Annotated in this window: 25 protein-coding genes and 1 pseudogene; 19 read left to right on the top strand and 7 right to left on the bottom strand. The window is 28.2% G+C overall.

The genetic code is table 11. From position 1 onward, the window contains the following. Nucleotides 1-25: 25 nt before the first annotated feature. A complete protein-coding gene (locus AVBRAN9333_RS03660) occupies nt 26-1,954 on the bottom strand; it encodes a multiheme c-type cytochrome (RefSeq protein WP_214117464.1) in 1,929 nt (642 codons plus the stop codon). 243 nt (nt 1,955-2,197) lie between these two features. Between AVBRAN9333_RS03660 and AVBRAN9333_RS03655 the strand changes: the two genes are divergently transcribed. The 4 genes from AVBRAN9333_RS03655 to AVBRAN9333_RS03640 are packed head-to-tail and all read left to right on the top strand — an operon-like array spanning nt 2,198 to nt 6,768. Then, nucleotides 2,198-4,951, top strand: a complete 2,754-nt coding sequence (locus AVBRAN9333_RS03655) for a cytochrome c biogenesis protein (protein WP_336608509.1) — start codon at nt 2,198-2,200, stop codon at nt 4,949-4,951. Beyond that, on the top strand, nt 4,948-5,364 hold the full coding sequence (locus AVBRAN9333_RS03650) for a hypothetical protein (protein WP_239803326.1): 417 nt from the start codon (nt 4,948-4,950) through the stop codon (nt 5,362-5,364). Before AVBRAN9333_RS03655 ends, AVBRAN9333_RS03650 begins: the two co-directional genes overlap by 4 nt. Before the next feature lie 2 nt (nt 5,365-5,366). Continuing rightward, on the top strand, nt 5,367-6,128 hold the full coding sequence (gene surE / locus AVBRAN9333_RS03645) for a 5'/3'-nucleotidase SurE (RefSeq protein WP_214117461.1): 762 nt from the start codon (nt 5,367-5,369) through the stop codon (nt 6,126-6,128). Then, complete coding sequence (locus AVBRAN9333_RS03640; RefSeq protein ID WP_214117460.1) at nt 6,121-6,768, top strand: tRNA threonylcarbamoyladenosine dehydratase; 648 nt, start codon at nt 6,121-6,123, stop codon at nt 6,766-6,768. The genes surE and AVBRAN9333_RS03640 overlap by 8 nt, the downstream gene beginning before the upstream one ends. Before the next feature lie 21 nt (nt 6,769-6,789). On the opposite strand, the gene AVBRAN9333_RS03635 is transcribed toward AVBRAN9333_RS03640, so the two are convergent. Next, nucleotides 6,790-7,212 carry a DUF1090 family protein gene (locus AVBRAN9333_RS03635; RefSeq protein WP_214117459.1) on the bottom strand — a complete coding sequence of 141 codons (423 nt, stop codon included), beginning with the start codon at nt 7,210-7,212 and terminating at the stop codon, nt 6,790-6,792. A gap of 9 nt (nt 7,213-7,221) precedes the next feature. Continuing rightward, nucleotides 7,222-8,202, bottom strand: a complete 981-nt coding sequence (locus AVBRAN9333_RS03630) for a PLP-dependent cysteine synthase family protein (RefSeq protein WP_214119760.1) — start codon at nt 8,200-8,202, stop codon at nt 7,222-7,224. A gap of 153 nt (nt 8,203-8,355) precedes the next feature. Between AVBRAN9333_RS03630 and AVBRAN9333_RS03625 the strand changes: the two genes are divergently transcribed. The 4 genes and pseudogenes from AVBRAN9333_RS03625 to AVBRAN9333_RS03610 all read left to right on the top strand — a co-directional run bounded on the left by AVBRAN9333_RS03625 (nt 8,356) and on the right by AVBRAN9333_RS03610 (nt 12,215). Beyond that, complete coding sequence (locus AVBRAN9333_RS03625) at nt 8,356-8,607, top strand: hypothetical protein (protein WP_214117457.1); 252 nt, start codon at nt 8,356-8,358, stop codon at nt 8,605-8,607. Between the two features lie 28 nt (nt 8,608-8,635). Next, entirely contained in the window at nt 8,636-9,742 is a 1,107-nt protein-coding gene (locus AVBRAN9333_RS03620; RefSeq protein ID WP_336609442.1) for an AAA family ATPase, read from the top strand. Beyond that, nucleotides 9,736-11,433: pseudogene (selB, locus tag AVBRAN9333_RS03615) on the top strand (selenocysteine-specific translation elongation factor); the annotation flags it as partial. The gene AVBRAN9333_RS03620 and the pseudogene selB, both read left to right, overlap by 7 nt. A gap of 50 nt (nt 11,434-11,483) precedes the next feature. Beyond that, entirely contained in the window at nt 11,484-12,215 is a 732-nt protein-coding gene (locus AVBRAN9333_RS03610) for a thioredoxin fold domain-containing protein (RefSeq protein WP_214117454.1), read from the top strand. Between the two features lie 37 nt (nt 12,216-12,252). Here AVBRAN9333_RS03610 and AVBRAN9333_RS03605 read toward each other — a convergent pair whose 3' ends face one another. From AVBRAN9333_RS03605 to moaC, 3 genes are read right to left on the bottom strand one after another with little or no spacing between them, the layout of a single operon-like run. Further along, a complete protein-coding gene (locus AVBRAN9333_RS03605) occupies nt 12,253-13,245 on the bottom strand; it encodes a hypothetical protein (protein WP_214119763.1) in 993 nt (330 codons plus the stop codon). A gap of 9 nt (nt 13,246-13,254) precedes the next feature. After that, on the bottom strand, nt 13,255-13,509 hold the full coding sequence (locus tag AVBRAN9333_RS03600; protein ID WP_214117452.1) for an HP0495 family protein: 255 nt from the start codon (nt 13,507-13,509) through the stop codon (nt 13,255-13,257). Beyond that, nucleotides 13,487-13,960 carry a cyclic pyranopterin monophosphate synthase MoaC gene (moaC, locus tag AVBRAN9333_RS03595; RefSeq protein WP_214117451.1) on the bottom strand — a complete coding sequence of 158 codons (474 nt, stop codon included), beginning with the start codon at nt 13,958-13,960 and terminating at the stop codon, nt 13,487-13,489. Before moaC ends, AVBRAN9333_RS03600 begins: the two co-directional genes overlap by 23 nt. Before the next feature lie 87 nt (nt 13,961-14,047). Between moaC and AVBRAN9333_RS03590 the strand changes: the two genes are divergently transcribed. The 11 genes from AVBRAN9333_RS03590 to AVBRAN9333_RS03540 are packed head-to-tail and all read left to right on the top strand — an operon-like array spanning nt 14,048 to nt 25,802. Then, on the top strand, nt 14,048-14,275 hold the full coding sequence (locus AVBRAN9333_RS03590; RefSeq protein ID WP_214117450.1) for a hypothetical protein: 228 nt from the start codon (nt 14,048-14,050) through the stop codon (nt 14,273-14,275). Next, nucleotides 14,275-15,441: a hypothetical protein gene (locus AVBRAN9333_RS03585; RefSeq protein ID WP_214117449.1), complete on the top strand. Its 1,167-nt coding sequence runs from the start codon at nt 14,275-14,277 to the stop codon at nt 15,439-15,441. The genes AVBRAN9333_RS03590 and AVBRAN9333_RS03585 overlap by 1 nt, the downstream gene beginning before the upstream one ends. A 10-nt stretch (nt 15,442-15,451) precedes the next feature. Then, entirely contained in the window at nt 15,452-16,600 is a 1,149-nt protein-coding gene (locus tag AVBRAN9333_RS03580; RefSeq protein WP_214117448.1) for a GGDEF domain-containing protein, read from the top strand. Continuing rightward, nucleotides 16,597-17,883, top strand: coding sequence for an MFS transporter (locus AVBRAN9333_RS03575; RefSeq protein ID WP_336609441.1), 1,287 nt, complete (start codon nt 16,597-16,599; stop codon nt 17,881-17,883). Before AVBRAN9333_RS03580 ends, AVBRAN9333_RS03575 begins: the two co-directional genes overlap by 4 nt. A gap of 21 nt (nt 17,884-17,904) precedes the next feature. Beyond that, a complete protein-coding gene (locus tag AVBRAN9333_RS03570) occupies nt 17,905-19,662 on the top strand; it encodes a Na+/H+ antiporter NhaC family protein (RefSeq protein WP_214117446.1) in 1,758 nt (585 codons plus the stop codon). Beyond that, the gene (locus AVBRAN9333_RS03565; RefSeq protein ID WP_336609440.1) at nt 19,655-20,674 is read left to right on the top strand and encodes a tRNA (uridine(54)-C5)-methyltransferase TrmA; all 1,020 of its coding nucleotides are present in this window, start codon (nt 19,655-19,657) and stop codon (nt 20,672-20,674) included. The genes AVBRAN9333_RS03570 and AVBRAN9333_RS03565 overlap by 8 nt, the downstream gene beginning before the upstream one ends. Further along, nucleotides 20,661-21,860, top strand: coding sequence for a threonine ammonia-lyase (gene ilvA / locus AVBRAN9333_RS03560; protein ID WP_214120479.1), 1,200 nt, complete (start codon nt 20,661-20,663; stop codon nt 21,858-21,860). Before AVBRAN9333_RS03565 ends, ilvA begins: the two co-directional genes overlap by 14 nt. Further along, nucleotides 21,857-23,854 (top strand): glycine--tRNA ligase subunit beta, encoded by a 1,998-nt coding sequence (gene glyS, locus AVBRAN9333_RS03555; RefSeq protein WP_214117443.1) that lies wholly within the window; start codon nt 21,857-21,859, stop codon nt 23,852-23,854. Before ilvA ends, glyS begins: the two co-directional genes overlap by 4 nt. Further along, entirely contained in the window at nt 23,838-24,578 is a 741-nt protein-coding gene (locus AVBRAN9333_RS03550) for a DUF815 domain-containing protein (RefSeq protein WP_214117442.1), read from the top strand. Before glyS ends, AVBRAN9333_RS03550 begins: the two co-directional genes overlap by 17 nt. Further along, nucleotides 24,571-25,230 carry a hypothetical protein gene (locus tag AVBRAN9333_RS03545; RefSeq protein ID WP_214120481.1) on the top strand — a complete coding sequence of 220 codons (660 nt, stop codon included), beginning with the start codon at nt 24,571-24,573 and terminating at the stop codon, nt 25,228-25,230. The genes AVBRAN9333_RS03550 and AVBRAN9333_RS03545 overlap by 8 nt, the downstream gene beginning before the upstream one ends. Then, on the top strand, nt 25,227-25,802 hold the full coding sequence (locus AVBRAN9333_RS03540; protein WP_442862225.1) for an NUDIX domain-containing protein: 576 nt from the start codon (nt 25,227-25,229) through the stop codon (nt 25,800-25,802). Before AVBRAN9333_RS03545 ends, AVBRAN9333_RS03540 begins: the two co-directional genes overlap by 4 nt. 95 nt (nt 25,803-25,897) lie before the next feature. Here the strand turns inward: AVBRAN9333_RS03540 and AVBRAN9333_RS03535 are convergent, their stop codons facing one another. Next, a complete protein-coding gene (locus tag AVBRAN9333_RS03535) occupies nt 25,898-26,032 on the bottom strand; it encodes a hypothetical protein (RefSeq protein ID WP_336609439.1) in 135 nt (44 codons plus the stop codon). Nucleotides 26,033-26,190 lie beyond the last annotated feature (158 nt).

Genomic DNA, 26,190 nt, shown 5'->3' with positions numbered 1-26,190 from the left:
GGTTAGGATTTTTCCTAACCTTTTATTATTTCTTACCATCTAATAAATCTTGAGCTTGTGCTACATAAACTAATGCTTCATTTATTAGTTTTAGAGCATATTTTGGACCATGAACGCCCCAGCTTCCATCTTTTTCAATTTTTTCATAAATTGCTCTTGCTTCTTTTGTAAGTAGGATAATTTCTGATTTAGTTTTTGTGCTTAGATTATCCATTTTTGCTTGTTCTCTATCAATCTTGCGAATTGCAAGTTCTAGTTTTTTAAAGCCTTCTTTAACAGGTAATTGCCATTCCATAACTTTATCATAGATTTGCTCTTGGTCTGTGAAGTGTAATTCTTTTGGTAAAGTTGATTGCACAGCACTATGGCATCCACTTGCCCCAGGTCCTACTAGATTTACATCACTCCAGCTAGTTCTTCCGCAACTCCACATTAAATCCACAAAGAATTTGCCATCTTTTCTAGCAATTGTCCAACCTTTAGTTGTTTGTGGGTCTCTTGGTTTTCCTTCTGGTGGGTTTAGAGTTTTTGCGTCTTTATCTACATAGATTTTCCATATATGACTTGCACGAACATTGTCAAATCCACCTTTATCAGGGTTTTGAACGCTTGCAAAGTTTTCACAACTCATCATATTTGGCATATGACAGCCTGTGCAATTATCTTTAGCGTGTGCTCCGCCGTATTTAAACATTTCAGCTTGAGTTTCGTGACAATCACTACAAGTTTTTTTAAGTCCTACTTTTGTATAAGGGTCTTTCCAATCATTTGCAGTAACTTCGTGTGGGTCGTGGCAAGTTGAACATCTCATACCTTTATCATAGTGCATAGTATTATACATTTGTGAGCCTTCAGTTCCACAAGATGGACACGCTGATTTAAAGTAACTATTAAATGGCTTTCTTGGGTCAATCTTCGCATCTTCGCTATCATAAGCAAATCTTTGATGGCATCTTTCACAATTACTTGGCATACCAGCGCCCCTTGCTCCATAAAGGTGAGCTCCAGCTCCGTGACATTCTTCACAGCTAATTCCTTTAGAAATTGCGTGTTTTCTAAGCTCGTCTTTATTTCCAATTGCTGCTAAGAATTCTTCTTTAGATTTAAAGTCAAATTTAAAGCTATGGCATACTTCACAATATGCAGATGCAGGTTGAAACATCATTTTTTCTTTATAAGTAGAACCATAAGAGTTTATTCCCCAAACGCTTGAAGTTTGTTTGCCAAAATCTTCTAATTTTGTAGGAAAGCCAGGTGAGAATTCAGCGATTTTTTTCGCAACTTCAGGTGTAAGTGATTCAACCCAAAGGCGTGAGAATTGATTACCTCCAGCAACCATTTTACCTGTTCCATCAGCTAATTTTCCATCTTCAATGTGATAAGTTCCACGAACTAACCATTTATCAATAAAACCATATTTTGTTCTAGGAGTTCCTACGATTACAAATACATCATCAGCTTCAACACCTTTTGGTAAAATTGTAGCTTCGCTGCTTCCATACATAGGCTTTTTAGGGTCTCCTCCAGCTTCTTCTAATTCATCAGGAAAACGAATAACTTTTGAGTGGCGTGAGCGATTCCAAGCTTCATATTGAGCAGGGTGACATTCACCACATTTTTTAGGTCCTACGAATTTATTTGGATAATCTAAAATACTTTCCATACCTAGACGATATGTAATTGACGCAGAACGACCTGTGTCTTTTTCATAATTTCCATGCCCACCGAATTCTACGAATTCTTCTTGGCGATTAGAAATAGAATATTTTCCAACTAAATTTCCTTCCTTTTCGTATTTAAACATAGGATGGCGGTCTTTTAAGAACTCTATAAAATCAGTTTCTTGATTTACATAATCGTGAAGAGTTCTAGGCTCGATACCATCAGCTTGAGGTGTTATATTATTAGCATATAACATAATACAGGCACTACCTAGTGCTAACAAGCGTTTCATAGCTTTCTCCTTAAAATTAAAATTACAACAATGAAGTGTAATCCAATTTCATTTAAAGCTTTCTTAAAAAAATATAAAAAATAAAATATAATTTAAATAATTCAAAAAGGAGAAAAAATGTATTAAATAATTTTAATTAATTTTCTTATTTTTTAAGGCTTTTATTATAAAATATAGCTTTAAGTTTAGATAATAAATTTTATCAATTAAGAATGATTTTAAAAGAAAGTAGTTTTAATAATAATGTTTTTAAATAAATTTTTAAATTTAAAGATTTCTTTAGTTTATATGCTAATTTTTGCTATTTTTTGTGGGGTTGCTACATTTATTGAGAGTGCAAAAGGCACAAGTTATGCTATGAGTTTAGTTTATAATGCTTGGTATTTTCACTTGATTATGGTTTTATTGTTTTTAAGTGTGATTTATGCGATTTTTAAATACAAACTTTATAAAAATATTTCATTATTTTTAATTCACATTTCTTTTATTTTTATATTTATTGGTGCTGTTTTAACTCATTTTTTTGGTTTTGAAGGCATTATTCATTTAAGGGTTGATAATAAAGCAAATGAGATAAAAAGCACAAAAACTGAATTAGTCTTAAAACACAATGATAAAATCAGTAAAACTAGTAATTTAAATGAGATTATAAAACTTGATAATGCAAGTTTAAGGTTTGTTGATTTTAGCAATGAAGCAGGGATTACTAAGGTAAAAAGTGATGATTTAAACGACCCTAGTTATTTAAAATTAAGATTTAATTTTGATAATGGATATAGTGATGTTGAGATTAATTATAATGAATGCGTTAGTGTTGCTAATATTGATTTTTGCTTTAACAAAACAAGCACTAATTATGTTAATTTTTATATAAAAGATAATGAGTTTTATATAAACACTAATCAAGAAATGAAATTCTTAAATCAAATTTTAAGTAGTGATTTTAAATTAAAAGATGGTATATATTTGCTAGATGAGTTTTCTTTTTCGGCTTTAAATTATTTAGTTCATTCAAAAGACGCACTTAGTATGAGCGGGGGTAATTTACAAGCGATTAGAGTGGAATTTGAATCAGGAATTTCAAAAGAAAAACTAATCCTTGCATTAAACGATAATATTAAGATAAATGATTATGATATTTCTTGGAAGCAAGAGAGCTTAAAGCTTGATTTTGATATTTATCTAAAACGATTTAATTTAATAACCCACGCAGGTAGCAAGAGTGCAAAAGATTATGAAAGTGAGTTATTAATCTTAGATAATAATCAAAAAATAGATGTAAAAATAGCTATGAATAAAGTGCTTGATTATAAAGGTATTAGGTATTTTCAGCATTCTTATGATGAAGATTTAAAAGGCACGATTTTAAGTGCTAATAAAGATTTAGGCAAAACTCCTACTTATATTGGCTATGCTTTATTATTTATTGGGTGTTTTTTAAATTTATTTAGTCTAAAAACTAGAAAATATTTTAAGGCTTTAAGTGTTGTTTTTATAATAATTCTTAGTCCAAATTTAAAAGCAAATGATTTTAACTCTCATATAAATGAATTAAATTCTTTAATTATTCAAGATCTAAATGATAGATTTTTGCCATTTTATACTTTTTCACTAGAGCTATGCAATAAAATTGGTTGTCCTAATAAAAACGCTGCAAGTGAAGAAATATTTAGATTAATTACCGATGTTACTTATGTAAATGAAGCTAGATTAATTAGGGTCAAAAATCCTAAATTAAGAGAATTTTTAAATTGTGAAAAACAAGCAAAATTTAGTGATTTTTACGATGGTTCAAGCTATAAATTAAAAGATGAAATTAAAAAAACCTATGCTAAAGGAGAAGCGAATTTTAATGATTATGATAAGGATTTGATTAGAGTTGATGAGAGTGTGAATATTTTATATTTAATTTTTACAGCAGAATTATTTAAGATAATTCCTGATGAAAACCACTTGCAAAGCCCATTTGCAAATAATATAAGCTTGGATAATCAAAAGCTAATTAATGAATATTTAAGCTCTTTAGTAATTGCTAAAAAAACTAATGATTATAGCAAGGCTAATGAGATTTTATCTAAGATTAAAAACTTGCAAAATCAGTTTGATTTTTTACCTAGCCAAGCACAGATTAAAACTCAAATATTTTTAAGCAAATATGATGCTTTTTATAGTTTGTGTTTTGCTTATTTAGTGCTTTTTATACTTTCTTTATTTGTGATAAATAAAAATACTAAAATTATTTTTTATCTTACTTTAATACTATTTTTAATCCATTTAATTCTCATTGGATTAAGGGGTTTTGTAGCAGGATTTACTCCGCTTACTAATACTTATGAGAGTTTAATTTATATTGCTTTAAGCTCTGTTTTTGCTGGACTTGTTTTTAGAAAAAATCTATTACTTAGCTTGTGTTTATTGTTTAGCGTTGCTACATTATTTACAGCACATCTTAATGATATTAATCCACAAATTACAAATCTAATGCCTGTTTTAAATTCTCCTTATCTTAGTATTCATGTAAGCTTAATTGCTGCTTCTTATGGATTTTTTGGCTTAAGTGCTTTAATTAGCTTTTCTTATTTATCGTGCGTAATATTTAAAAAACCTTACGATAAGGCAAATATTCAAATATATTTAGCAAATCATTTAGGCTTATTATTATTAATTTGTGGGAATTTTTTGGGCGGAATTTGGGCTAATGAGTCTTGGGGAAGATACTGGGGCTGGGATAGCAAAGAGACTTGGTCTTTAATAAGTATATTAATATATGCAATTTTGGTGCATTTAAAATTAAAATCAAAACTATTATACGCACTGCTTAGTATGTGGGGATTTGGCGTTATTTTAATGACTTATTTTGGAGTGAATTATTATTTAGTAGGTAAGCATTCTTACGCAGGAGAAAAGAGCAATTTTGAAAGTCCATTATGGCTAATAATTAGCGTAATTATCCTAATAATCTTTAGTTTGGTTGCTATTAGAAGGAATTTAAAATGAGAGTTGTGTTAATATTTTTAGCTTTATTTTTCATAGCTTGTGATGATGAAAAAATTGATGAAAATTATTTAAACACTCCACTTAAATGCTCTATTAATAAAGATGTATGCGAAAAAGATTTCAAAGGTAGAAAAATTAGTTTTGAAATTATTAATCGTCCGATAAGATTTATGGAAGAAACTAAATTAATAATTAAAGGCTTACCTAAATACGATAATCTAAATCTTAAATTATATGGGCTTAATATGGATATGGGTGTTATAAATGCCGAGCTTATTAGACTTGATAACGGAGATTATGAAAGTGAGTTTGTGGTAAGCACTTGTTTATTAAGCACTATGAGATATAGATTAGAATTATTTAATAATGATAAAAAAATAAAATTATTTATAGATTTTGATATGAAAAGGTAAAAATGAGAATATTATTAACCAATGATGATGGATATGATGCACCAGGTCTTCTAGCACTTAGAAAAAGACTTAAAAAGATTAAAGATTTAGAGGTTTTTGTAGTTGCTCCTTGGAGCAATAAGAGTGCTTGTGCGCATTCGCTTACACTAAATCATCCACTAAGTTTTGTAAAAATTAAGAAAAATTATTATGCCTTAAAAGACGGCACTCCAAGTGATTGCGTAAATCTTGCATTTTGCACTATTTTTAAGGATAAATTACCTGATTTAGTAGTAAGTGGGATTAATAATGGAGCAAACTTAGCTGAAGATATAACCTATTCAGGCACGGCGGCTGCTTGTATGGAGAGTGTGCTTTGTGGAGTGAATGCGATTGCTTTTTCTCAACTTTATGAAAAAGATATAGATTTTAAGCGTTCAAGTAAACTTGCTGTTAAATTAATCTTAAAATTACTTAAGCTTAATCCACTTAAAAAAAGAAGATTTTTAAATGTAAATTATCCAAGTTGTGAGAGTGATTATAAAGGTTATAAAGTTTGTAAAATGGGTAAAATGAGATATGAATTCTCAAGTAAAATATGTAAAAACCCTAGAGGATTAGAGTATTATTGGCTAGATAGCTTGTATGATTTAAGCAAGGTAAAAGCAAAAGATGATGATATTGATTATGTAAGACAAGGTTATGCAAGTATTACTCCAATTAAGCTAAATCTAACGGCTAAAAAAGAATTAAAAAAAGTAAAGAAATGGTTAGAAAATGAGTGAGAGATTTGCAAGAGCTAGATTATTATTTCAAGATAATTATGATAAATTGAGTTCAAAAAAAGTGCTAATTTGTGGGCTTGGCGGAGTTGGTGGTATGTGCTTTAGCTCACTTGCTAGAGTTGGTATTAATGTAAGTGGGATTGATAAGGATTATTTTGAAGCTAGTAATCAAAATAGACAATTACATTCTGAAAATATTGGACTTAGTAAGGCTAGCGTTTTTGCTGAATTTTATAAGGCAAATTGCTATGAGTTATTAATTACTAAAGAAAGTTTTTTAGAGTTTTTAAAAGATAAAGAATTTGATTTAATAATTGATTGTATTGATGATGTTAAAGCTAAATGCGATATAGCTGAAATTGCTTATGAAAAAGGCATTAGTTTTATTAGCAGTGGTGGGGCTGCAAAAAGAATTGACCCTTTAAAATTAAAGGTTGCAAATTGGGATAAGACCAAAATGTGTGCTTTAGCAAAAGCCGTTAGACTTGAGCTTAAAAAACGCAGATTTAAGGGTAAATTTAAAATGGCTTATAGTGAAGAAGAGCCAATGTGTGTTGGGCTAGGGTCTTTTATGGGAATGACTGCTTCTATGGGGCTTTTATTATCATCTTTAGCGATTAAGCAATTATTGAAGAATTAAAGCCTAAAAAATTAGGCTTTTTTAATATTTATAAGAGTTTTTTAAAGCTTGTTTTTGTCTTTTATATTCGTCTTTTATACGATTTTTTTCAGCTTTTAATTCTGCTTTTCTTCTTTTGTATTCGTCTTTACTCATACTATTTTTCATATCATTTAATTCATCAAGCTTGTCTTCAATCCTATCAATCTTACGTTCAGCTTCATCTTCTAATCTTTCAATAGTGTCTTTAATCTCATTTTTTCTAGTGTAATAATCATTATTATAAACACTACCGCCACCACAATGTGCTCTTACATTTGCTAAAGCGTTTTCTAGACCTCTAACTCTATTAAAATTGCCATATTGTTTTGCATAGCTTAATTCACGCTCTAATTTATTGATTTTATAAGAGCAATCTGCCATTGCAATACTTGAAATTATGCTTAGTAAAATTAATTTTTTCATATCTTCTCCTTATAATACTTTAAATCCGATTAATTCAATTTTATTGCTTAAAAATCTTTCTTCATCTTGCATATTTAGCATTAAATCAGTGCTTAGATATTTTTTATTATCATCAGCAAATACACTAACGCTTACGCAATCTCCAAAAAGCTCCTTAGCCTTAATACAACCTAAGAAATTAGCTCCACTAGAAATTCCAACTCCAAGTCCGATTTTAGCTAGTTTTTGTGCCATTATAACGCTATCTATATCATTTACTATGATGATATCATCTAATTCATTTAGCTTTACAATATCAGGCACAAAACCATCTCCTATGCCTTGAATTCTATGCTCTGAATTTTCTCCAGGATTACTCATACTAGCGCAACCTTCAGGCTCTAATGGGCATATTTTTACTCCAAGTGGTCTTAATACCTTGCCAATTCCCATTATAGTCCCACCTGTTCCAACTCCTGCTACAAAGCAATCTGGCTTTAGGTTGTGTTTTTTTAGAGTGTTTAGAATTTCATTTGCAGTTTTTTCATGGGCTTTTACATTGCTTTCGTTTTCAAATTGATGAGGTAAAAATACATTGCCATTTTTTGCACTCTCATCAGCAAGTCTTACACTACCACTAAATCCACCCTCACAAGCACTAACTTCTCTTAATTTTGCTCCGTAACTTCTAATTATTTTCTTACGCTCTTCACTCATCCAGCAAGGCATAAAAATCTCAACACTAGCACCTATAAAAGCACCTAAAGCAGAAAAAGCTATACCTGTATTTCCACTAGTTGCTTCGGCTATACTCATACCAGCTTTAAATTCATTATTTTTAACAGCATTTTGCATAATTTCTAATGCCATTCTATCTTTAATAGAGCCACTTGGATTAAAATATTCTAGTTTAAAATAGCTTTTTGATTTTTTATTTTTATATAAATATTCAACTTCAACTAAAGGCGTGTTGCCAACTAATTTTGCATATTCTTTTAGTTTATTTTGCATATACTTTCCTTAATTAAAAAAACGCTTATTTTAGTAAATTAAAGTTAAAAATGAATTTAAAAATAATTTCAATAAAGATTATGAAAAATAATATCACTTTATTAATCAAAAATAATTATAATTTGTAAAATTATTATCAATAAAGGTTGGAAAATGTTTTCGTTTATTAAAAAACTTGCAAAATCAATTTTTGCACTTTTTAAAAAACCTAGAAAAGCTACAAAAACTCAAGTAATTGTAAGCAAGGCAAGTGAATTAGTGAATAAATTTATGCCTAAAAAAGAAGTAGAAGTTAAAGAAGTAAAACCTGATATTTTAAAAGAAATATCATTGTTTATTTTAAAAGAATTTGGATTTGGAAAATATATTAATTTTGCTTTAAGCTTTGCTAAGTTTTTAAAATAAATCATTACAATGCCCTTAAAGGATAGTAATGGTAGGGCAGGATAAAGTAAGAGAAATTTTTGATGAGTTTATAAAAGCAAAAGAAATTCCGCATAGTGTTTTCTATGGTCCAAGCGGGGTAGGTAAGACCACTTTTGCAAGATTTATAGCAAAAGAATTAAAAACTAATTTTTATGAGTTTGATGGTGCTAGTTTTAGCGTTGAAGAACTTAGAAAAGTTATTAAAAAAGATAGCCTTTTTAAGCCTGTTGTATTTATTGATGAAATTCATCGCTTAAATAAAGGCGTTCAAGATGTGTTATTAAAACCTTTAGAAGAAAATAATTTTTATTTTTTAGCTGCAAGCACTCATAATCCTTTGTATTCACTAAATAAGGCTTTATGCTCTAGGTTATTGTTTTTTGAGTTTATGCCATTAAGTTATGATGAATTAAAAGAGATTTTAGAACAAGCTCAACCTAATTTAAGCACAGAAATAAAAGATTATTTAATCAAATCAAGCTCAAACGATGCAAGAGCAATGCTAAATCTTTTAAGATACGCAAATGTTTTTAAAAATATTAGCCTAGAAAAGCTAAAGACACTAAGACCAAATTATATTAGCAATAAAGAAGATGAGTTTTTACTAACTTCAGCTCTTATTAAAAGCTTAAGAGCAAGTGAAGTAAATGCAGCAATCTTATATCTTGCTAGAATGATAAATGCAGGTATTGATATTTTATACATTGCTAGAAGGCTTTGTATATTTGCTAGTGAAGATGTAGGCAATGCAAATCCAAATGCTTTAGTAATGGCTAATTCGTGTTTGCAAATATGTAAGGACATTGGCTTACCTGAAGCAAGGATTACACTTTCTCAATGTGTAGTTTTTCTAGCTAATTCTAAAAAATCAAATTCATCTTATAAAGCAATCAATAAAGCCTTAGAATTTGTAAATAACAATGAAGCCTTGCAAATACCAACATATTTAGATAATAATCATCCTGATAAAGAAAAATACTATATTTATCCACACGATGAGCCAAACAAAACTCAAGAAATGGCTATTAATTGCCCTAAATTTTACGAAGATTACGGCATAGGATATGAAAAAAATTTCGCACTATGGAGAAAGGAAGGACTTTATAAATGTTAATAATTTCAACCGCAGGTCATATTGACCACGGCAAAACTTCATTAATTAAAGCTTTAAATGATTTTGATGGAGATAATACACCTGAAGAGCAAAAGCGTGGGATTACTATTGATTTGAGCTTTTCACATTTAGAGCATATCTCATTTGTTGATGTGCCAGGTCATGAAAGCTTGGTTAAGACAATGATAGGTGGTATTCAAAGTGAATACGCAATGCTTGTTGTAGATATTAACGAAGGGCTAAAAGCACAGACCTTAGAGCATATTTTTATCTTAAAAATTATGGGTGTAAAAAATATAATTTTAGTTTTAAATAAAATTGATTTATGCCAAGATATTGATGCTAAAAAGCAAGAGATTTTAAAGCAACTTGATTTTACGCCTATTAGAGTATTTTTAGTAAGTGCTAAAAACAAATTAGGCATAGATGAGCTTAAAAAATATTTATTGAGTTTAAAAGTTCCAAATTATGAAGATTTTGCTTTAAAAATCAATGTTGATAGAGTATTTAATGTAAAAGGCATTGGTCTTGTAGCAACGGGTATTTTAAAAAGTGGCAAATTAGAATGCAAAACTTATTTAAGCGATGAATTAGAAAATATTCAAATAAAATCAATTGAAGTTCAGCATAAAAATGTAGAAAGCGTAGTAGCACCTGCTAGGGTTGCTTTTGTCTTTAAAGGGAATTTAAAAGTAGGAAATATCATTTATTCTAAGGGTTATTTAAGAAGTGCAAATGAGATTTATACTACTTTAGAAGGTGAATTAAAGCATGATGAAAATGTATTGTTTTGTGCTGCTAATAAGCAAATTGAAGCGAAATTTTTACAATACGATAGATTTGCAAAATTTGTATTAAAAAAACCAATTGCTCTAAGTTTTAATGAGCCTTTTATAATCTTAAAAAATGCTCGTGCTGTTGCTGGTGGAGTGGTGTTAAATCCACTTACAGAGCCGCTTAAAAAATCAAAAATGATTGAATTATTAAACGCTTTAGAGCAAAAAGATTTTAAAAGTGCTTTTGCTTTATTAAATCAAAATCATAGTTCAGGTTTTGGGCTTTTTTGTGCGCCGCAAAGATTTAATCTAAGCACTCAAAAAGCCTTAGAATATGCTCAAGAAGTAGGCGAGATAGTAGATTTAAATGGTGCTTGTGTATATGCAAAAAAAGCCCTAGAAGATACAAAAAATAATATAAAAGAGCTTTTTACTAAAAACCCTTATTCATTACAAAGTGCAAAAAGCTTAGAAAAATCATTAGGAATTGATGAGTTTTTGTGTGATTTGGCTTTAAAAGATTTAGATTTTTTAGAATTTAATAATGGTCTTTTTTATAAAAAAGGCGAAAAATTAGAAAAATTATTAGAAAATAATGAAGAAAAAATATATGATGAATTAAATTGCCTAACCCCAAAAGCTCCTTATAATATCTATGATGAGCTTAATTTAGATAGAAAAAGTGGCGATGATATTATGAAGAAATTATGTTCTCAAAATAAGGTAAAAAGATTAGCACATAATTATTTTATTAGCACACAAGCACTTGAAGAATTTGTAAAAAACATAAGCCCTATTTTAAAAATAGGTGTAGGAGTGCAAGAACTTAAAAATGAATATGACTTAAGTAGAAAATATGCCATTGCTTTACTTGAGTATTTAGACACTTTAAAGGGTGTAAAAAATATTGACAATAAACGCTATTTAATGCAAAATTAAACTTTTATTTTTTTAAGGAGATTAGTATGAAAAAAATAATATTAGCAATGTCGGTTGTAAGCGCTTTAAGTGCTAGTAAAATTAGTGATAAAGTTATAGAATTTGTAAAAACAATTACACCAGAAAATATTCAAGTAGAATTAGTAAAAGTTGATAAAGTTCCTGATTCAAAATTTGAAATGGTAGAGTTTAATTTATTAAAAGATGGAGTTGTAGTTGGCTCTGATGTTTTCTTTAGTGATGGAGTTTATGGAACACCAACTATGCTTAATATGAAAGAAAGTATAGATTTAAAAGCTAGTTTTATGGCTAAAAAAGAAAAAGAAAAACAAGAGAAATTAAGCTTATTATTAACAGATTTTGTTAAAGAAAATCCTGATATGATTATTAATCTAGGAAAGCAAAATAGCAATACTGCAATGGTAGTATTTAGCGACCCTGATTGTCCTTATTGTAGAGAACATTTAAAAAATATAGAAGAAGATTTGAAAAAAACTAATATTAAATTTGTTTTAACTCCACTTCCAATGCACGAGAATGCTTTAGATAAATCGCTTAATATTTTTGATGAAATCAAAACAGCTAAAACTGATGAAGAAAAAATCGCAATATTAAGAAAATATTATCAAGATGGTGTTGAATACAAAAAAATTGACCAAGATAGAAAAAATGAATATGCTAAAAAGGTTGATGAAAAAGTATTTAATATGGGTGTAAATTATACTCCAGCAATTTTTAGTAATATAAAAGTTAAATAATTTTTAGAATTTGAAACGAGAGTTTCAAATTCTTTTTTTAGTTCTTCTTAAATTTTGTGAAAATATTTGAAGCTAATTTTTTTACATCAAATTCATTATAAGCTTTTTCTAAAGTATTTAATTCTTTTTTGATTTTTTCGTTTAGTTCGCTATTTTGAAATTTGATTAATTTTATATTTAGTAGTTGCTTGTTTTCTCTTACTAATCTTGCAAATTTAGCAAAATTATTATCAAGTTTATTATTTAAAATATTTTCAAGTGCCTTACCTGAAGCATCGTTATTTAGATTTGTCTTAATCATAGCTATAAAATCACGCTCAAGACTTAGAAGAGATAGTTTCATATTATCAAGTTCATTATCACTTAAGCTAACTTCTAAATCCTTTTTAAGCCTTTCTAAGATAGCAAATATACCTTCTAAAAGTCCATTTAATACTCCAGTCAAAAGCTCTTCAGCATAGCTTTGCCATTCATTTGCTAGTTCAAGTGCTGCTTTTAAGATAAGTTCAGCTGCATTAATTATTTTATCCTTATTAAACTTAGCATATTCAAGTGCGTTAATTAGCATAAAATTACTTATTAAAAAGCATCTTTCTTCTATCATCGCATTTGTTTCAAGAACATTTATAAAAGCATTTTGAGAAGTTTCGTAAAGAATTTGTAATGAGTTTGCTTCATTTAACATAAGTTCTTCAAGGTATTCTTTTTGAATATCATTTTGAACTACCTTACTTAGCTCATTAAAACTTGATTTTGTAATATTATAAAGCTCTAATTCTTTTGACTTTATCTCTTTTCTAATCATCTCAAGCTCATTTGTAAGAGTATAAATCTCTTGCTCTTTTATAGACATTTTTGCTCTTAAAAGGGCTTTTAAAACTATATTTTTATTCTCATTTGTAAGCGCTTCTAAATTCTCTAGCTCTTCACAATACTTGGTATATAATCTAGCGATTAATCCATCATCGTTTGAATTAATAAATTCTTTTTTTGCTTTTTCTTGTATTTCATTAAATAATATATTCTTCATAGTTTTTCCTTATAAAACAAATTTAGAATGTTTTTTAAGAGTAGAAAATAATTCTAATCTATAAGCTTCATTTGGCACTTCTAGGCTTAGGTTATAGCTTTTATAATTACTTGTAGATTTTGAACTTTCAATTTTTGCATTTTTAATATCTAGCTTTTTTACTAATTCATTTATATCATCATCTTTATCAAGTATTACTTTATAGCTCCAGTTGCAAGGATATTCTATCTTTAAATCAGCTTTAATTTCTTCTAAATTGACCACTTTTGCCTCCGTCTTTTTCTAATAATTTTATATCATCAATAACCATTGTTTTATCAATTGCTTTAACCATATCATAAATCGTTAATAAGCCTACACTAACAGCATTTAAAGCTTCCATTTCTACACCTGTTTTTCCTTCGGTGATTACCACTGCATTTAGTCTAAAAGCAAATTCATTCTCAATTGGCTCAATATCTACTTCAACTTTACTAATTGGTAGTGGATGGCACATTGGGATTAGATTTGATGTTTGTTTAGCTCCCATAACAGCTGCAACAATAGCTGTATTTATTACCGCTCCTTTTTTAGCATTTCCGTTTAAAACTGCTTTAAAAGCTTCTTCGTTCATTGTGATTTTGCCACTTGCTAAAGCTCTTCTTTTAGTAATTTGTTTATCACTAACATCAACCATAGTAGGATTATTTTGCTCGTTTATGTGTGTAAGTTGCATTTTTTTCCTTTATTTTTGCTTAGATTTTAACAAATAATATAAATAAAATGGTATATTAGCATTTTTAATTTTATTAAGGAAAATTATATGGCTTACGATGATGATGAGTTTTTAGATTATGAAGATGACGAGTTAGATGGCTTTAGTGAATATGATGACTTTGATGATGAATTAGACGAATTTGACGATGAGTTAGATGAGTTTGATGACGAATTTGAGCAAGATTTTGATGATGAATTAAGCAGTCTTGATGAATATAACATATATGATGAAGATATGTATGATGACGATGATTATAGTTATGACGAGGCATAATGCGAGAATACGATAGTCAAAGAGTAGAATTTATACAAGAGCTTTATGATACCTATGAAGATATAAGAAATCATAATATTACCTTAAAAAGAATTTATGTAATTTTAATATTAACCATAATTATTACATTTGGTTTTTTAGGTATTACTATGCTTTTTGCTAAAGAATTTTTTATATCAAGTTTATATATTGTTTGTGCTTGTTTATTTTATGCCTTACTTTTAAATAGAAAGAAAAAATCAGTAGCAAGGTATCTTGACTGGTTTAGCTTTATGGGTGGTGGGGCATGTATAATCATTGCTATTTGTTGTAATATATATTTATATTCTATGGCAGGTGGGGCTCATTTATATATTATTTTGCTAGCCACTTTGATTTATATAATGTTTATAAATGATTCTAAAAAAAGATTATTGATAGCAAATATTACTTATTTAGTGCTATTAACTATATTTATATCTTTATTTTTAATTGATTATTATTTTTGGCATCCTTATTATAAGGAGAGTTTTTTTTCTAATTTATTATTTATAATTTCTGTTTTTGTAGTTTTTTCTAGCATAGTATTTAGCAACCATGTAGTAGGTCTAAAATCAATAGAAGATATAGAAAAATTATCTGTAAATAAAAGTCATATAAAAATAACTAAAAAAATACATACTAAATTCAATCTAATTGATAAAAAAGATTTCACACAATTGCTTTTACAAAGACAACAAAATCAATACAATAATCTTAATGTTTGTATATTTGAGATAGCTTTTGTTCAAAAAGACCAAGATTCATATTTTAAGATAGATTACTACTACCAAAATAAAGTAATGAATGAATTCTTAAGTCTTTTAAGAGTTTATTATCCTAATGATGAAATTATAATTAAATGGGATTTAAATACTTTTGTATTAATTTTAGAAGAAGAAAGCTCTAAGTTTTATTTCTTACTTGAATCAATAAGCAAAGATTTTGATAAGATGATTAGAAAGAAAAAAGATAATTTTGATATTTATTTAAAAATTGTTGCAAAATACCACAAGCATATAGATACTCAAAAAAGACCTAAAGTTTTATTAGAAAAAATAAATGAAACCGTAAAATTAAAATATGAAACAAAAACAATGGGTCGTGAGTATATATTGTATAAAAGTGGATATGACGATATAAATTAAAAGGTTTAAAGTGGTTAAATATGAAGTTTTGATATTAGTAAATAGTCTATTTTTATTTTTTGCTAGATTTTTTACTGGTTTGATTTTTTATTACAATGGTTTTATAATTACTTCTTATGAAATTTTTGCAACATCTTTATATTATTTAGCTTTTTTATTCTTATTGTTTGTTGGTAGAAAACTTTATAAGAGTTTTGGAGAAAAAAATTATTTTTATAATAGATATAGAAAGATTTTAAATGGTAAAAAATCTTTTAAATCATCATTGTTTAAAAAAATTATAAGAGTAAATTTTATAAGCGTTAGGCATTATGCTTGGTATTTATTTCAATTAGAATCAATTTTTACAGCTACTTATTTTTCTTTAAGTATTGGTTGGGGATATGGATTTGATTTATATTTAATTATGCTTACATCTTATTATTATCTTAATTTAAGAAAATATTCTGCTTTAATTTTTATATTTCCTTTTGTTTATTTCTTGTTATATTTATTTTTATTTTTCTATTGCGACAAGGCGTATCAAGAGCCAGGACAAGTATTTATATATATTATCAATATAATTTGCGTAGTTAGTGCTATATTTTTTACCCAAATTATTATGGAATTAGGTCAGGTTATTAGATTTGTTAATGATGAAAACAGAAAGAGCCATTTAAAAAGACTTACTAGTTTTGACACCTTAACTGAAACTTATCATAAATATTCTTTCTTAGAAATTATGAATGCAAAACTTGAGCATAATGCTGATGAAGATGTAATTACTCAAGCTAGTGTAATAGTAATAGAGATTAATAACTTAAGAAAAATTAACGAAGAATACACAACAGAATTAGGCAACGAAGTCTTAAAAGAATTTGCATATATATTAAGAAAAAATAGTGAAAACTATGAAAAATACATATCTCGTTGGAGTGGAAATGAGTTTTTAGTTTTTATTATTAATGAAGATGAGGTTGTAGTTAAGAGTTATATAGATGAAGTTAGGCAAGAAGCTATGAAAAATCGTTTTGGAGTAAAAGGTGCTAAAGTTCAAGTAATTGTAGGTTTATCTCATACTTCATCATTTGATTATCAAATAAATAAATTTATTAGCGAAGCTTATGAAGAATTGGCTATTAATAGAGATAAATTAAATTACGAAAAAGGAGATATATGACAAAAAAATTAAACAAAGAAGAAGTAAAAACTCTAGCCTTAAGCTCACTTGGTGGAACTCTTGAGTTTTATGACTTTATTATATTTGTATTTTTTTCATCTTATTTTGCACATCATTTTTTCCCAAATACGCTTAGTCCGTTTTGGCAAGAGCTAAATACTTATGGAGCATTTGCAGCAGCTTATCTAGCTCGTCCTTTAGGCGGCGTTGTGATGGCACATTTTGGAGATAAATTTGGTAGAAAAAATATGTTTATGCTAAGTATTTTACTTATGGTAATTCCTACTTTTGCACTTGCTATTATTCCAACTTATGAGACAATTGGATATGCAGCCCCTATTGCACTTTTATTTGTTCGTATTTTTCAAGGTATGGCAATAGGTGGAGAGCTACCTGGTGCTTGGGTATTTGTAAGAGAACATAGTGAAGATAACAAAAAAGGTCTATTTATAGGCTTATTAACTTCAAGCGTTGTTGGTGGAATTTTACTTGGTTGTTTGGTTGCACTTATTATGCAGCTTAATTTTACGACTGAAGAGCTAAAGGATTGGGGTTGGAGAATTCCATTTGCTTTAGGCGGTGTTTTTGGAATAATCTCTTTATATCTTAGACGCTATTTAAATGAAACTCCTGTATTTAAAAAGATGAAAGAAAGCGATTCTTTAGTAAAACTTCCTATAAAAGATGTTATAGAAAATCATAGATTTGGGATATTTATTTCTATTTTAGTTACTTGGGTTTTAACTGCTTGTGTGGTTGTATTTTTATTAATTGCTCCAAATTTCGTAAAAGCTGTTATGAAATTAGACCCTGTTGATAATACCCTTTTTCAAATGTATGGAATACTTGCTATGATGATTGGTTGTGTTTTAACAGGATTTTTAAGTGATAAATTTGGAATTAGTAGGATTTATAAGATTTTTGCCATTCTTTGGGGTGTTTTTGGTGCGTTGTATTTTTATGAGTTGTATATAGGCAAGGATATTAATTTACTTGTGAGTTTTTATTTATTAGCAACTCTTAGTGCAGGACTTATGAACTTTACGCCTTTAATTATGGTTGAGATTTTCCCTGCAAAAATTCGTTATAGTGGAATTAGCTTTAGCTACAACCTAGCTTACGCAATAGCAGGATTTATAACTCCTATATTATTGCCGTTTTTAAACAAAGTTGCAATTGGTGAAAATCCACCATTTTTATATCAAATCGGTGGTGGAGCTTATATAGTTTTAGTAGCATTTGTTGCCTTTATTACGGCTTGTTTAGTATCAAAAAGAATGTAGAATTTAAAATAGGAATTTAAAATGAGATTTTTGTTTTTAATGTTTTTTAGTATATTTGCAAACGCAGCTGATACAAGCGTTAGCAATATGCAATTATATGGCGTTTTAACACTTTTACCGCCTTTAATGGCTATTATTTTAGCTTTTATTACTCGTGAAGTAATTTTATCTTTATTTATAGGTGTTTTTACGGGGACTTTTCTTCTAGCTTTTGCTAATTTTTACACAGCAAATATTGTAAATGATACTTATACATTTACTTATAATAATCCATCTTTTATGGATTGGGTAAATTTATTTTTAGCGTCATTTTCAAATATAGTAAAACATTTGCTAGATGCTATGATAGATAGCGATGATGCAGGAGTAATCTTGCAAGTATTTTGTATAGGTGGTGTGGTTGCATTAATTACTAAAATGGGTGGAATAAACGCAGTTGCACTTGCGCTTACTCGCTTTGTAAAAGGTCCTGTTTCAGCTCAAGTTAGCACTTGGCTTATAGGGCTTTGTATTTTCTTTGATGATTATGCAAATAGTTTAACCGTTGGTCCTATTATGAGACCAATTGCTGATAAGTTTAAAATCTCTCGTGAGAAATTAAGCTTCATACTTGATAGCACCGCTGCACCTGTTGCAGGAATTGCGATAATTTCTACTTGGATAGGTATTGAAGTTGGACTTATTAAAACTGCTTATTCTTTAGTAGGAATTAGCGATGTAAATGCTTTTGGAGTATTTATGCAAACAATTCCTTATAGATTTTATAATATCTTTATGCTAATTTTCGTTGTTTTAACAGCTATTCAGCAAAGAGAATTTGGCTCAATGTATATAGCTGAAAAAAATGCTCGTGCAGGAATAGTAAGTGAAGCTGCACTTGATGTTGGAGCTGAACTTGAGCGTGAATTAAAACCAAATGATGGAGTAGAGCATAAAATTAGTGATGCTTTAATTCCTATTTTAACTCTTATTATTACAGCTTTAGCAAGTTTTTATTTTAGTGGTTTAAATGCAATTATAGATGACCCTGATAAAGCAGACATTTTAAGCAAGATTGAAGAAAATTATTTAAGTTTTTATGCGATAAGAACTACTTTAGGTGAAGCAAACTCAAGCTTAGCATTATTTCAAGCTGCATTATTTGCTAGTGTTGTAGCAGTTATTTTAGGTCTAGTTCGCAAAAAAATTAATCACAAAGAAGCAGTAGAGACTTGGCTACATGGCTGGAAGAGTATGATATTTACTATTGCAATGCTACTTTTTGCTTGGAGCCTTGCTGCAATTGTAAAAGAATTAGGCACTCATAAATACATAGTTCAATTACTATCAGGCTCAACTCCGCATGTATTACTTCCTAGTTTAATTTTCTTAATCGGCTCGGCTATGAGTTTTGCAATAGGCACAAGTTATGGAACTATGGGTATTTTAATGCCTTTAGCAATCCCACTTGCACACGCAGTTGGTCTTGAAGCTGGTATGAGTGGAAATGAACTTCATGAATATATGGTTATAAATATTTCTTGTGTTTTAACAGGTGCTATTTTTGGAAACCATTGTTCTCCGATAGCTGATACCGTAATTTTAAGTGCAATGAGTGCAAAATGTGAATTAAGTGCGCATGTTAAAACTCAAATGCCTTATGCGCTTTTAGTATGTGCTATTAGCGTAATTTTTGGATATATTCCTGTAAGTCTTGGCTTAAATGTGTATTTAACAATTATTTTAGGTGTTGTTATGATGAGCTTAGCACTTCGCTTAATAGGAAAAAAAGTTGAATAAATTTGACTTAGTTTGCAAGGAATTTCAAATTCCTTGCGAGAAGATTTATAAAGATGGCTTAAGAACTAGGGTTAATTTTGCTTTATATAAAAATAACGGCGAAATATCTTATGCTATGTTTAAAGATAAGGTAAAAATAACTGATTTTGATACTTCTTTTATATGTGATGAGATAAGAGAATTTATGCCTAAATTGCTTAAGGCTTTAGATGAAGTTTTAAAAGATAAATTATTTGAGATTAGATTTTTTAAGAGCTTTTATACTTTAAATGTTTTGCTTTTATATCATAAAGACATAAAAGAATTTAAAATAGAAAATTATTACGAAAAATTAAGCAAATTAACTAATTTAAAGCTTAATTTAATAATGCAATCAAGAAAACAAAGAATATCATATCCAAGCGATATTTTAGAGCATTTTAGCAATGATATTAAGTATGAGTTTAATGATGAGTGTTTTATCCAACCTAGCTTAAGTATGAATGAAAATATGCTTGAGTTTGCAAAATCTTGTCTTAAAGATAAAAAATGCTATGATTTATTAGAGCTTTATTGTGGATATGGTAATTTTACCTTAGCACTTGCACCATTTTTTAAAAAAGTTTTTGCAACAGAACTTAGTAAAAAAAATGTGGCATTTTTAAATAAAAATTGCAAATTAAATAATGTAAATAATATTTTTACAGCAAGGCTAAAAGATAGTGAAGTAAAAGACGCTTTTAATAAGGTAAGAGCTTTTAATAGGTTAAAAGATTTAAATTTAGATGATTTTTGTTTTTCACATATTTTAATAGACCCTCCAAGATGCGGTTTAGGCGAATGTGTTAATTTAGTAAAAAACTATGATAATATAATTTATATTTCATGCAATCCATTAACGGCTAAAATAGATTTAGAAAAATTATGCAAAACTCACGAGTTAAAAAGATTTGTTTTGTTTGACCAATTTATAAATTCAGAGCATTTAGAGTGTGGATTTTACCTAGAAAGGAAGAAAGATGATAGAGCTTAGCAAAATATATGCGGCTAAAGAAAAAGTATATGATGTGGCAATTAAAACGCCTTTTAATTATTCAAGATTTTTATCAAATGATAAATATAATATATATTTAAAATGTGAAAATCTTCAAACAATTGGAGCTTATAAGATAAGGGGCGCTTATAATAAGATTGCAAGTTTAAATGAAGAGCAAAAAAAACTAGGAGTAGTTGCAGCAAGTGCAGGAAATCACGCTCAAGGAGTAGCTTTTTCTGCTTCAAAGTTTGGTATAACAGCTCATATCGTAATGCCAGAATCAACACCAGTAAATAAAGTAAGCAGCACAGCTAATTTAGGTGCTAATGTAATACTTAAAGGCGATAATTTTGATGAAGCTTATGCTTACGCAAAAGAGTTAGAAAAGACTAAAAATCTAACCTTTATTCACCCATTTGCTGACCCGTTTGTAATGGCAGGACAAGGGACTATATTTTTAGAACTAATTGAAGAATTAAACAATATTTCTTATATCATCGTTCCAGTAGGCGGTGGCGGTTTAATTAGCGGTATTGTTAGTGCAGCAAAACAAATTAATCCAAATATTAAAGTAATAGGAGTGCAAAGCAAGGGTGCTAGTGCTATGCTAAATAGCTTTAATGAAGGTAAAATCATAAACTCAAACAAGGTAAAAACAATAGCTGATGGTATAGCTGTAAGAGATGTTAATGAAGATAGCTTTAATATAATTAAAAATAATGTAGATGATATGGTTATGGTTAGCGATGAAGAAATAGCTAATGCGGTTTTATTTTTATTAGAGCAACATAAACAAGTAGTTGAAGGTGCAGGAGCAGCAAGTGTAGCTGCTGTAATGCACGGCAAAATTCCTAATCTAAGCGGCAATGTAGTTTGTATTTTAAGTGGTGGAAATATAGATATTACAATGCTAAATAATATTATTGAAAAAGGTCTTATTAAAAGTTATAGAAAAATGCAAATATGCGTAACTTTAATTGATAAAGCAGGGGCATTACTTGATTTAACTAAAGCTTTAAAAGACGCACAAGCAAACATAATAAAAGTTGATTATGATAGATTAGGCACTGATTTTGGTGATGCAAATATTACAATCACACTTGAGACTAAAGGCAAAGCTCATCAAGAAGAAGTTGGAAAAATTCTTAAAGAGCAAGGTTTTACATTTAAGGAGATAAAATGAGAAAGTTTTTAATAGAAATAACTACAGAAGAATTACCTGCAATTCCTTTTTTAAAAGAAGAACCAAATATAAAAGATAAATTAGAAGTGGTTTTAAAAGCAAATAATATTGAATTTAGTAATTTAGAGTTTTTATACACTCCTAGAAGATTTGTTTTTACATTTAAAGCAAACGAAAGAGCAAACGATAGCGTTATAGAATTAATCGGAGCTCCTAAAGAAGTAGCCTATAAAGATGGGAAATTAAGTAAAGCTGGTGAGAGTTTTTTAGCAAAAGCAGATATTAGCGAAAACGAACTTAGCTTTAAAGAAATTAAAGGAAAAGTTTGTTTATATGTAGAAAAAATAGAAAAAGGTAAATTATTTAGCGAATTAATAAATGATATTTTAGAAAGCTTTATTACAAGTCTTAATTTTGGTAAAAGTATGCGTTGGGGTGCAAATACTTTTAGTTTTATTCGCCCAATTACTGGACTATGCGTTATGATGGATGATGAATTAATTAATGCAAGTTTGTTTAATATAAACTCAAGTAAAAGCACTTTCGTTCATAGAAATATTAGTATGGATAAAATCTCTTTTAATACCCAAGATGAGTATTTTAAGACTTTAAAAGAAGGCAAAGTTATATTAAATCCTAAAGATAGATTAGAAATCATTTTAAGTGAGATAAGAAATATTGAAAAATTATGGAATTTAAAAGCTGAAATTGATGAAGAATTATTAGCAGAAGTTGTAGCAATTACTGAATATCCATCAGCGCTTTTAGGTAGTTTTGATAAAGAATTTTTACAAGTTGCACCTGAAGTAATAATTACTTCAATGAAAGAAAATCAACGCTATTTTGCAGTATATAAGGATAATTCTTTAAGCAATAATTTTATAACAATTACAAATTCATTCAATCCTGATTTAGAAACTATAAAAAAAGGTAATGAAAAGGTGTTAAGAGCAAGGCTTAGCGATGCGTTGTTTTTCTGGGAAAATGACTTAAAACTTGGCTTACAACCTGAATTATTAAACAATACAATTTATATGCAAGAATTAGGCACAATAGCACAAAAAGAACAAAGAGAAGAAGAAATTGCCTTAAGATTAGCAAAATTATTTGCTTATGAAAATACAAAAAATATAAAAGATGCAATCACACTTAGCAAGGCTGATTTAAGGACACAAATGGTAGGCGAATTCCCTGAATTACAAGGAATTGTAGGCTCATATTATGCTGCTAATATGGGGTATTCTAGTGAAGTTTGCACTGCTATTAAAGAGCAATATTTATATGATGTTATTCCAAGCACAAAATTAAGTAAAATTGTAATCTTAGCAACTAGACTTGATACTTTAATGGCTTTATTTAGTATAAACAAGCTTCCAAGTGGTAATAAAGACCCTTACGCATTAAGAAGAGCAGCTTTAAGTATTATTAAAATTCTAATTGATTTAGGCGTTAAATTTAATTTATTAGATTTATTAAACGAGTTTAAAGGTCTTTATAAAGATTATGATAAAGTTAAATTGCTTAATTTTATTACAGATAGATTTAATGCTTTATATAGCGTAAATTCATCTTTTATAAAAGCAGTTTTAAATGTGAATAATAATGATTTAGTAGTAATTGATGAGAATATAAAAGCACTTATAAATCTAGCAAAAGATAAAGATTATGAGAGCAAAATCTCAACATTTAAAAGACTTGCAAATATCATAAAAGATAGTAAAGATTTATATTGTGATGAAAGCAAATTAAGTAATGAATATGAGATTAAATTATATAAAGCTTATAAAGATATTAGTTTTAGTGATGATGTGAGTGATAATTTAGGTAAGATTTTTGCACTTAAACCTATCATTGATGAGTTTTTTGATAATGTTATGATAAATGTTGATGATTTAGAGATTAAAAACAATCGCTTAGCATTAGTTTATAGCATTTATAAGCACATTGCTTGTGTGGCTGATTTAAAAGAAGTTAGTTTTGATAGCATTGTTTAAAGAATTTAAAGCTGCTAGTTATAGAGCAAGAACTAGTAGCTTTAAGCCTATTAAAAACCTTGATTTGGTTGATTTTAAAGACCTTTTGTTTTTGGATAAAGAATTTAATATCTTAAAAAATAATATGAATAATTTTTTACAAAACAAAGCCTATCAGCATTGTTTATTAGCCGGTGCAAAAGGTTGTGGCAAATCTAGTTTAATCAAGGCTATTTTTAATGAATTTATTAAAAGTGATTTAAGAATAGTTGAGGTTTTTAAAGAAGATTTATCGCATTTAAGATATATTATTGATGATTTAAGCGAATTAGAATACAAATTCGTAATATTTTTAGATGATATAAGCTTTAGTATAAATGATGATAGTTTTAAGGCATTAAAGCCGATTTTAGATGGTGGATGCGAGAAATTAAGTGATAATATAATGTTTATTTTAAGTTCAAATTATAAAAATCTTTTAAAATCAAGTAATACAAATTATCAAGACGCTGATTTTAAAGATGAAAGCGATGATAGATTTGCTTTAAAAGAAAGATTTGGAATATGGCTTAATTTTTATTCAATGAGCCAAGAGCAGTATTTAAGCATTGTAAAATCATTATTTAAAGATGAATTTAGTGATGAGATAAAGGCTAAGGCTTTAGAATTTGCAAATTTAAAAGGCACAAAAAATGGTCGTATCGCTAAACAATTTTATGAACTAAAAAAGGATTTGAATGATTAATGGAGCTAGTATTTTTAAAGCGTTATTAAAACATAATTTACAAGGTTCTTATGAATGGCAAAATTATGATGATTTTTCAAAATTTTTAGCTCTTTTAATAGGTCAAAATACCAAGTGGCAAAACACTCAAAAAGCATTAAAAAATGTTGAAATTCCTATTTCAAATTCTATAAACAAACTTGCTTTAATTGATGTAAAAGAACTAGCCGAGTTAATAAAAGCAAGTGGATTTTATAATACAAAAGCAAAAAAAATTAGCGATTTAGCAAGGGCAATTGTGAATGATTTTAGCAGTTTTGATGATTTTATTAATAATGCTAGTTTTGATTGGATTATGGATATTAAAGGCATTGGTTTTGATACGGCTTTAATGCTTAGTAATTTTCTTTTAAAAAAGCCTATTTTTGTGGTTAATTCAAATGCTAAAAGATTTTTAGAACTATTAGGCTATGAGTTTAATAATTACGAAGAAGCTATAGATATTATAGCTAGTGGGCTTGATGATGAGTATTTTTATAAAGCATTAAATACTCAAGATTTGTCATATATTTATATGATTTTTGCTGCAAGTATTGATAATCTAATGCAAAATCATTATAAAAATAAACAATTTGATGAAATAGGGCTTAAGGTTTTAAAGGAGCTTGAATGAAAATTAATATAAGTGATTTTAAAATAGTTGAGTTTAAAAAATCAGATTTTATAAAACCTTTAAGAGCTAGTTTTGTTATAAATGAGCATAAGGTAGATTGGGATTTTATAAAGTCTTTTGATTCTGTTAGTATTATGTTATATCACGAGAGCAAGGATAGTTTTATATTTGTAAAACAATTTAGAGCACCTTTATATTATTACGAAAATTGTAAAGATTATGAGAGTGGATTTTCGGTTGAATTATGTAGTGGGATAATTGATAAAAACAAAAGCTTAGAAGAAATCGCCTTAGATGAATGTATAGAAGAATTAGGATTTAAGCCTAAAAAATTAGTTTATATTAATAAATTTTATACAGGATTTGGTAGTGGGGTAAATACTCAACATTTATTTTTTGCTAGGGTTAGCGATGATGACATTGTAGGAGTTGGTGGCGGCGTTGATAATGGAGAATTCATTAAAAGCGTATATGTAAAAATCAATGAATATGATGAGTTTTTTGCAAAAAATAAAAGAAGTGCTTTGATTGATTATGCTAATTTGTGGTTTAGGTATATTTATAAAAAATAAGTAGATTTAAATTCTTTTAATTTTTAATAATTTTGTATTTTATAAATGCAGTAAAACTTATATATGAATTACGAATAAATTCGTAATTCTTTTGATTAATCATTGATATGTGGGCTGCAATATAATTTGCCATACCAAGTAATCGTGCAGTGATTATAAGGTCTTGTTCTTGCATCAGCAATAGATGACAAAGCTAATAATAATAAAATAGCTGATAATAATTTTTTCATAATCTCTCCTTTTTTTAAAATTTAGTAAATTATTACTAAAAACTCTTAAAGAAAAATAAAATTAACCGATATAAGTTTAGTTAAAGGAGAGTTAAATATGGATTTAAATATTTGTGATATGGGTGGGTTTTTAAATTCTAGCCTACATAAAATAAAAA

It is taken from the genome of Campylobacter sp. RM9333 (genome assembly GCF_020137705.1).
Taxonomy (GTDB): Bacteria; Campylobacterota; Campylobacteria; order Campylobacterales; family Campylobacteraceae; genus Campylobacter_E.
Note: the sequence above shows the minus strand (reverse complement) of the source record. Positions and strands in the feature narration are given on the sequence as shown.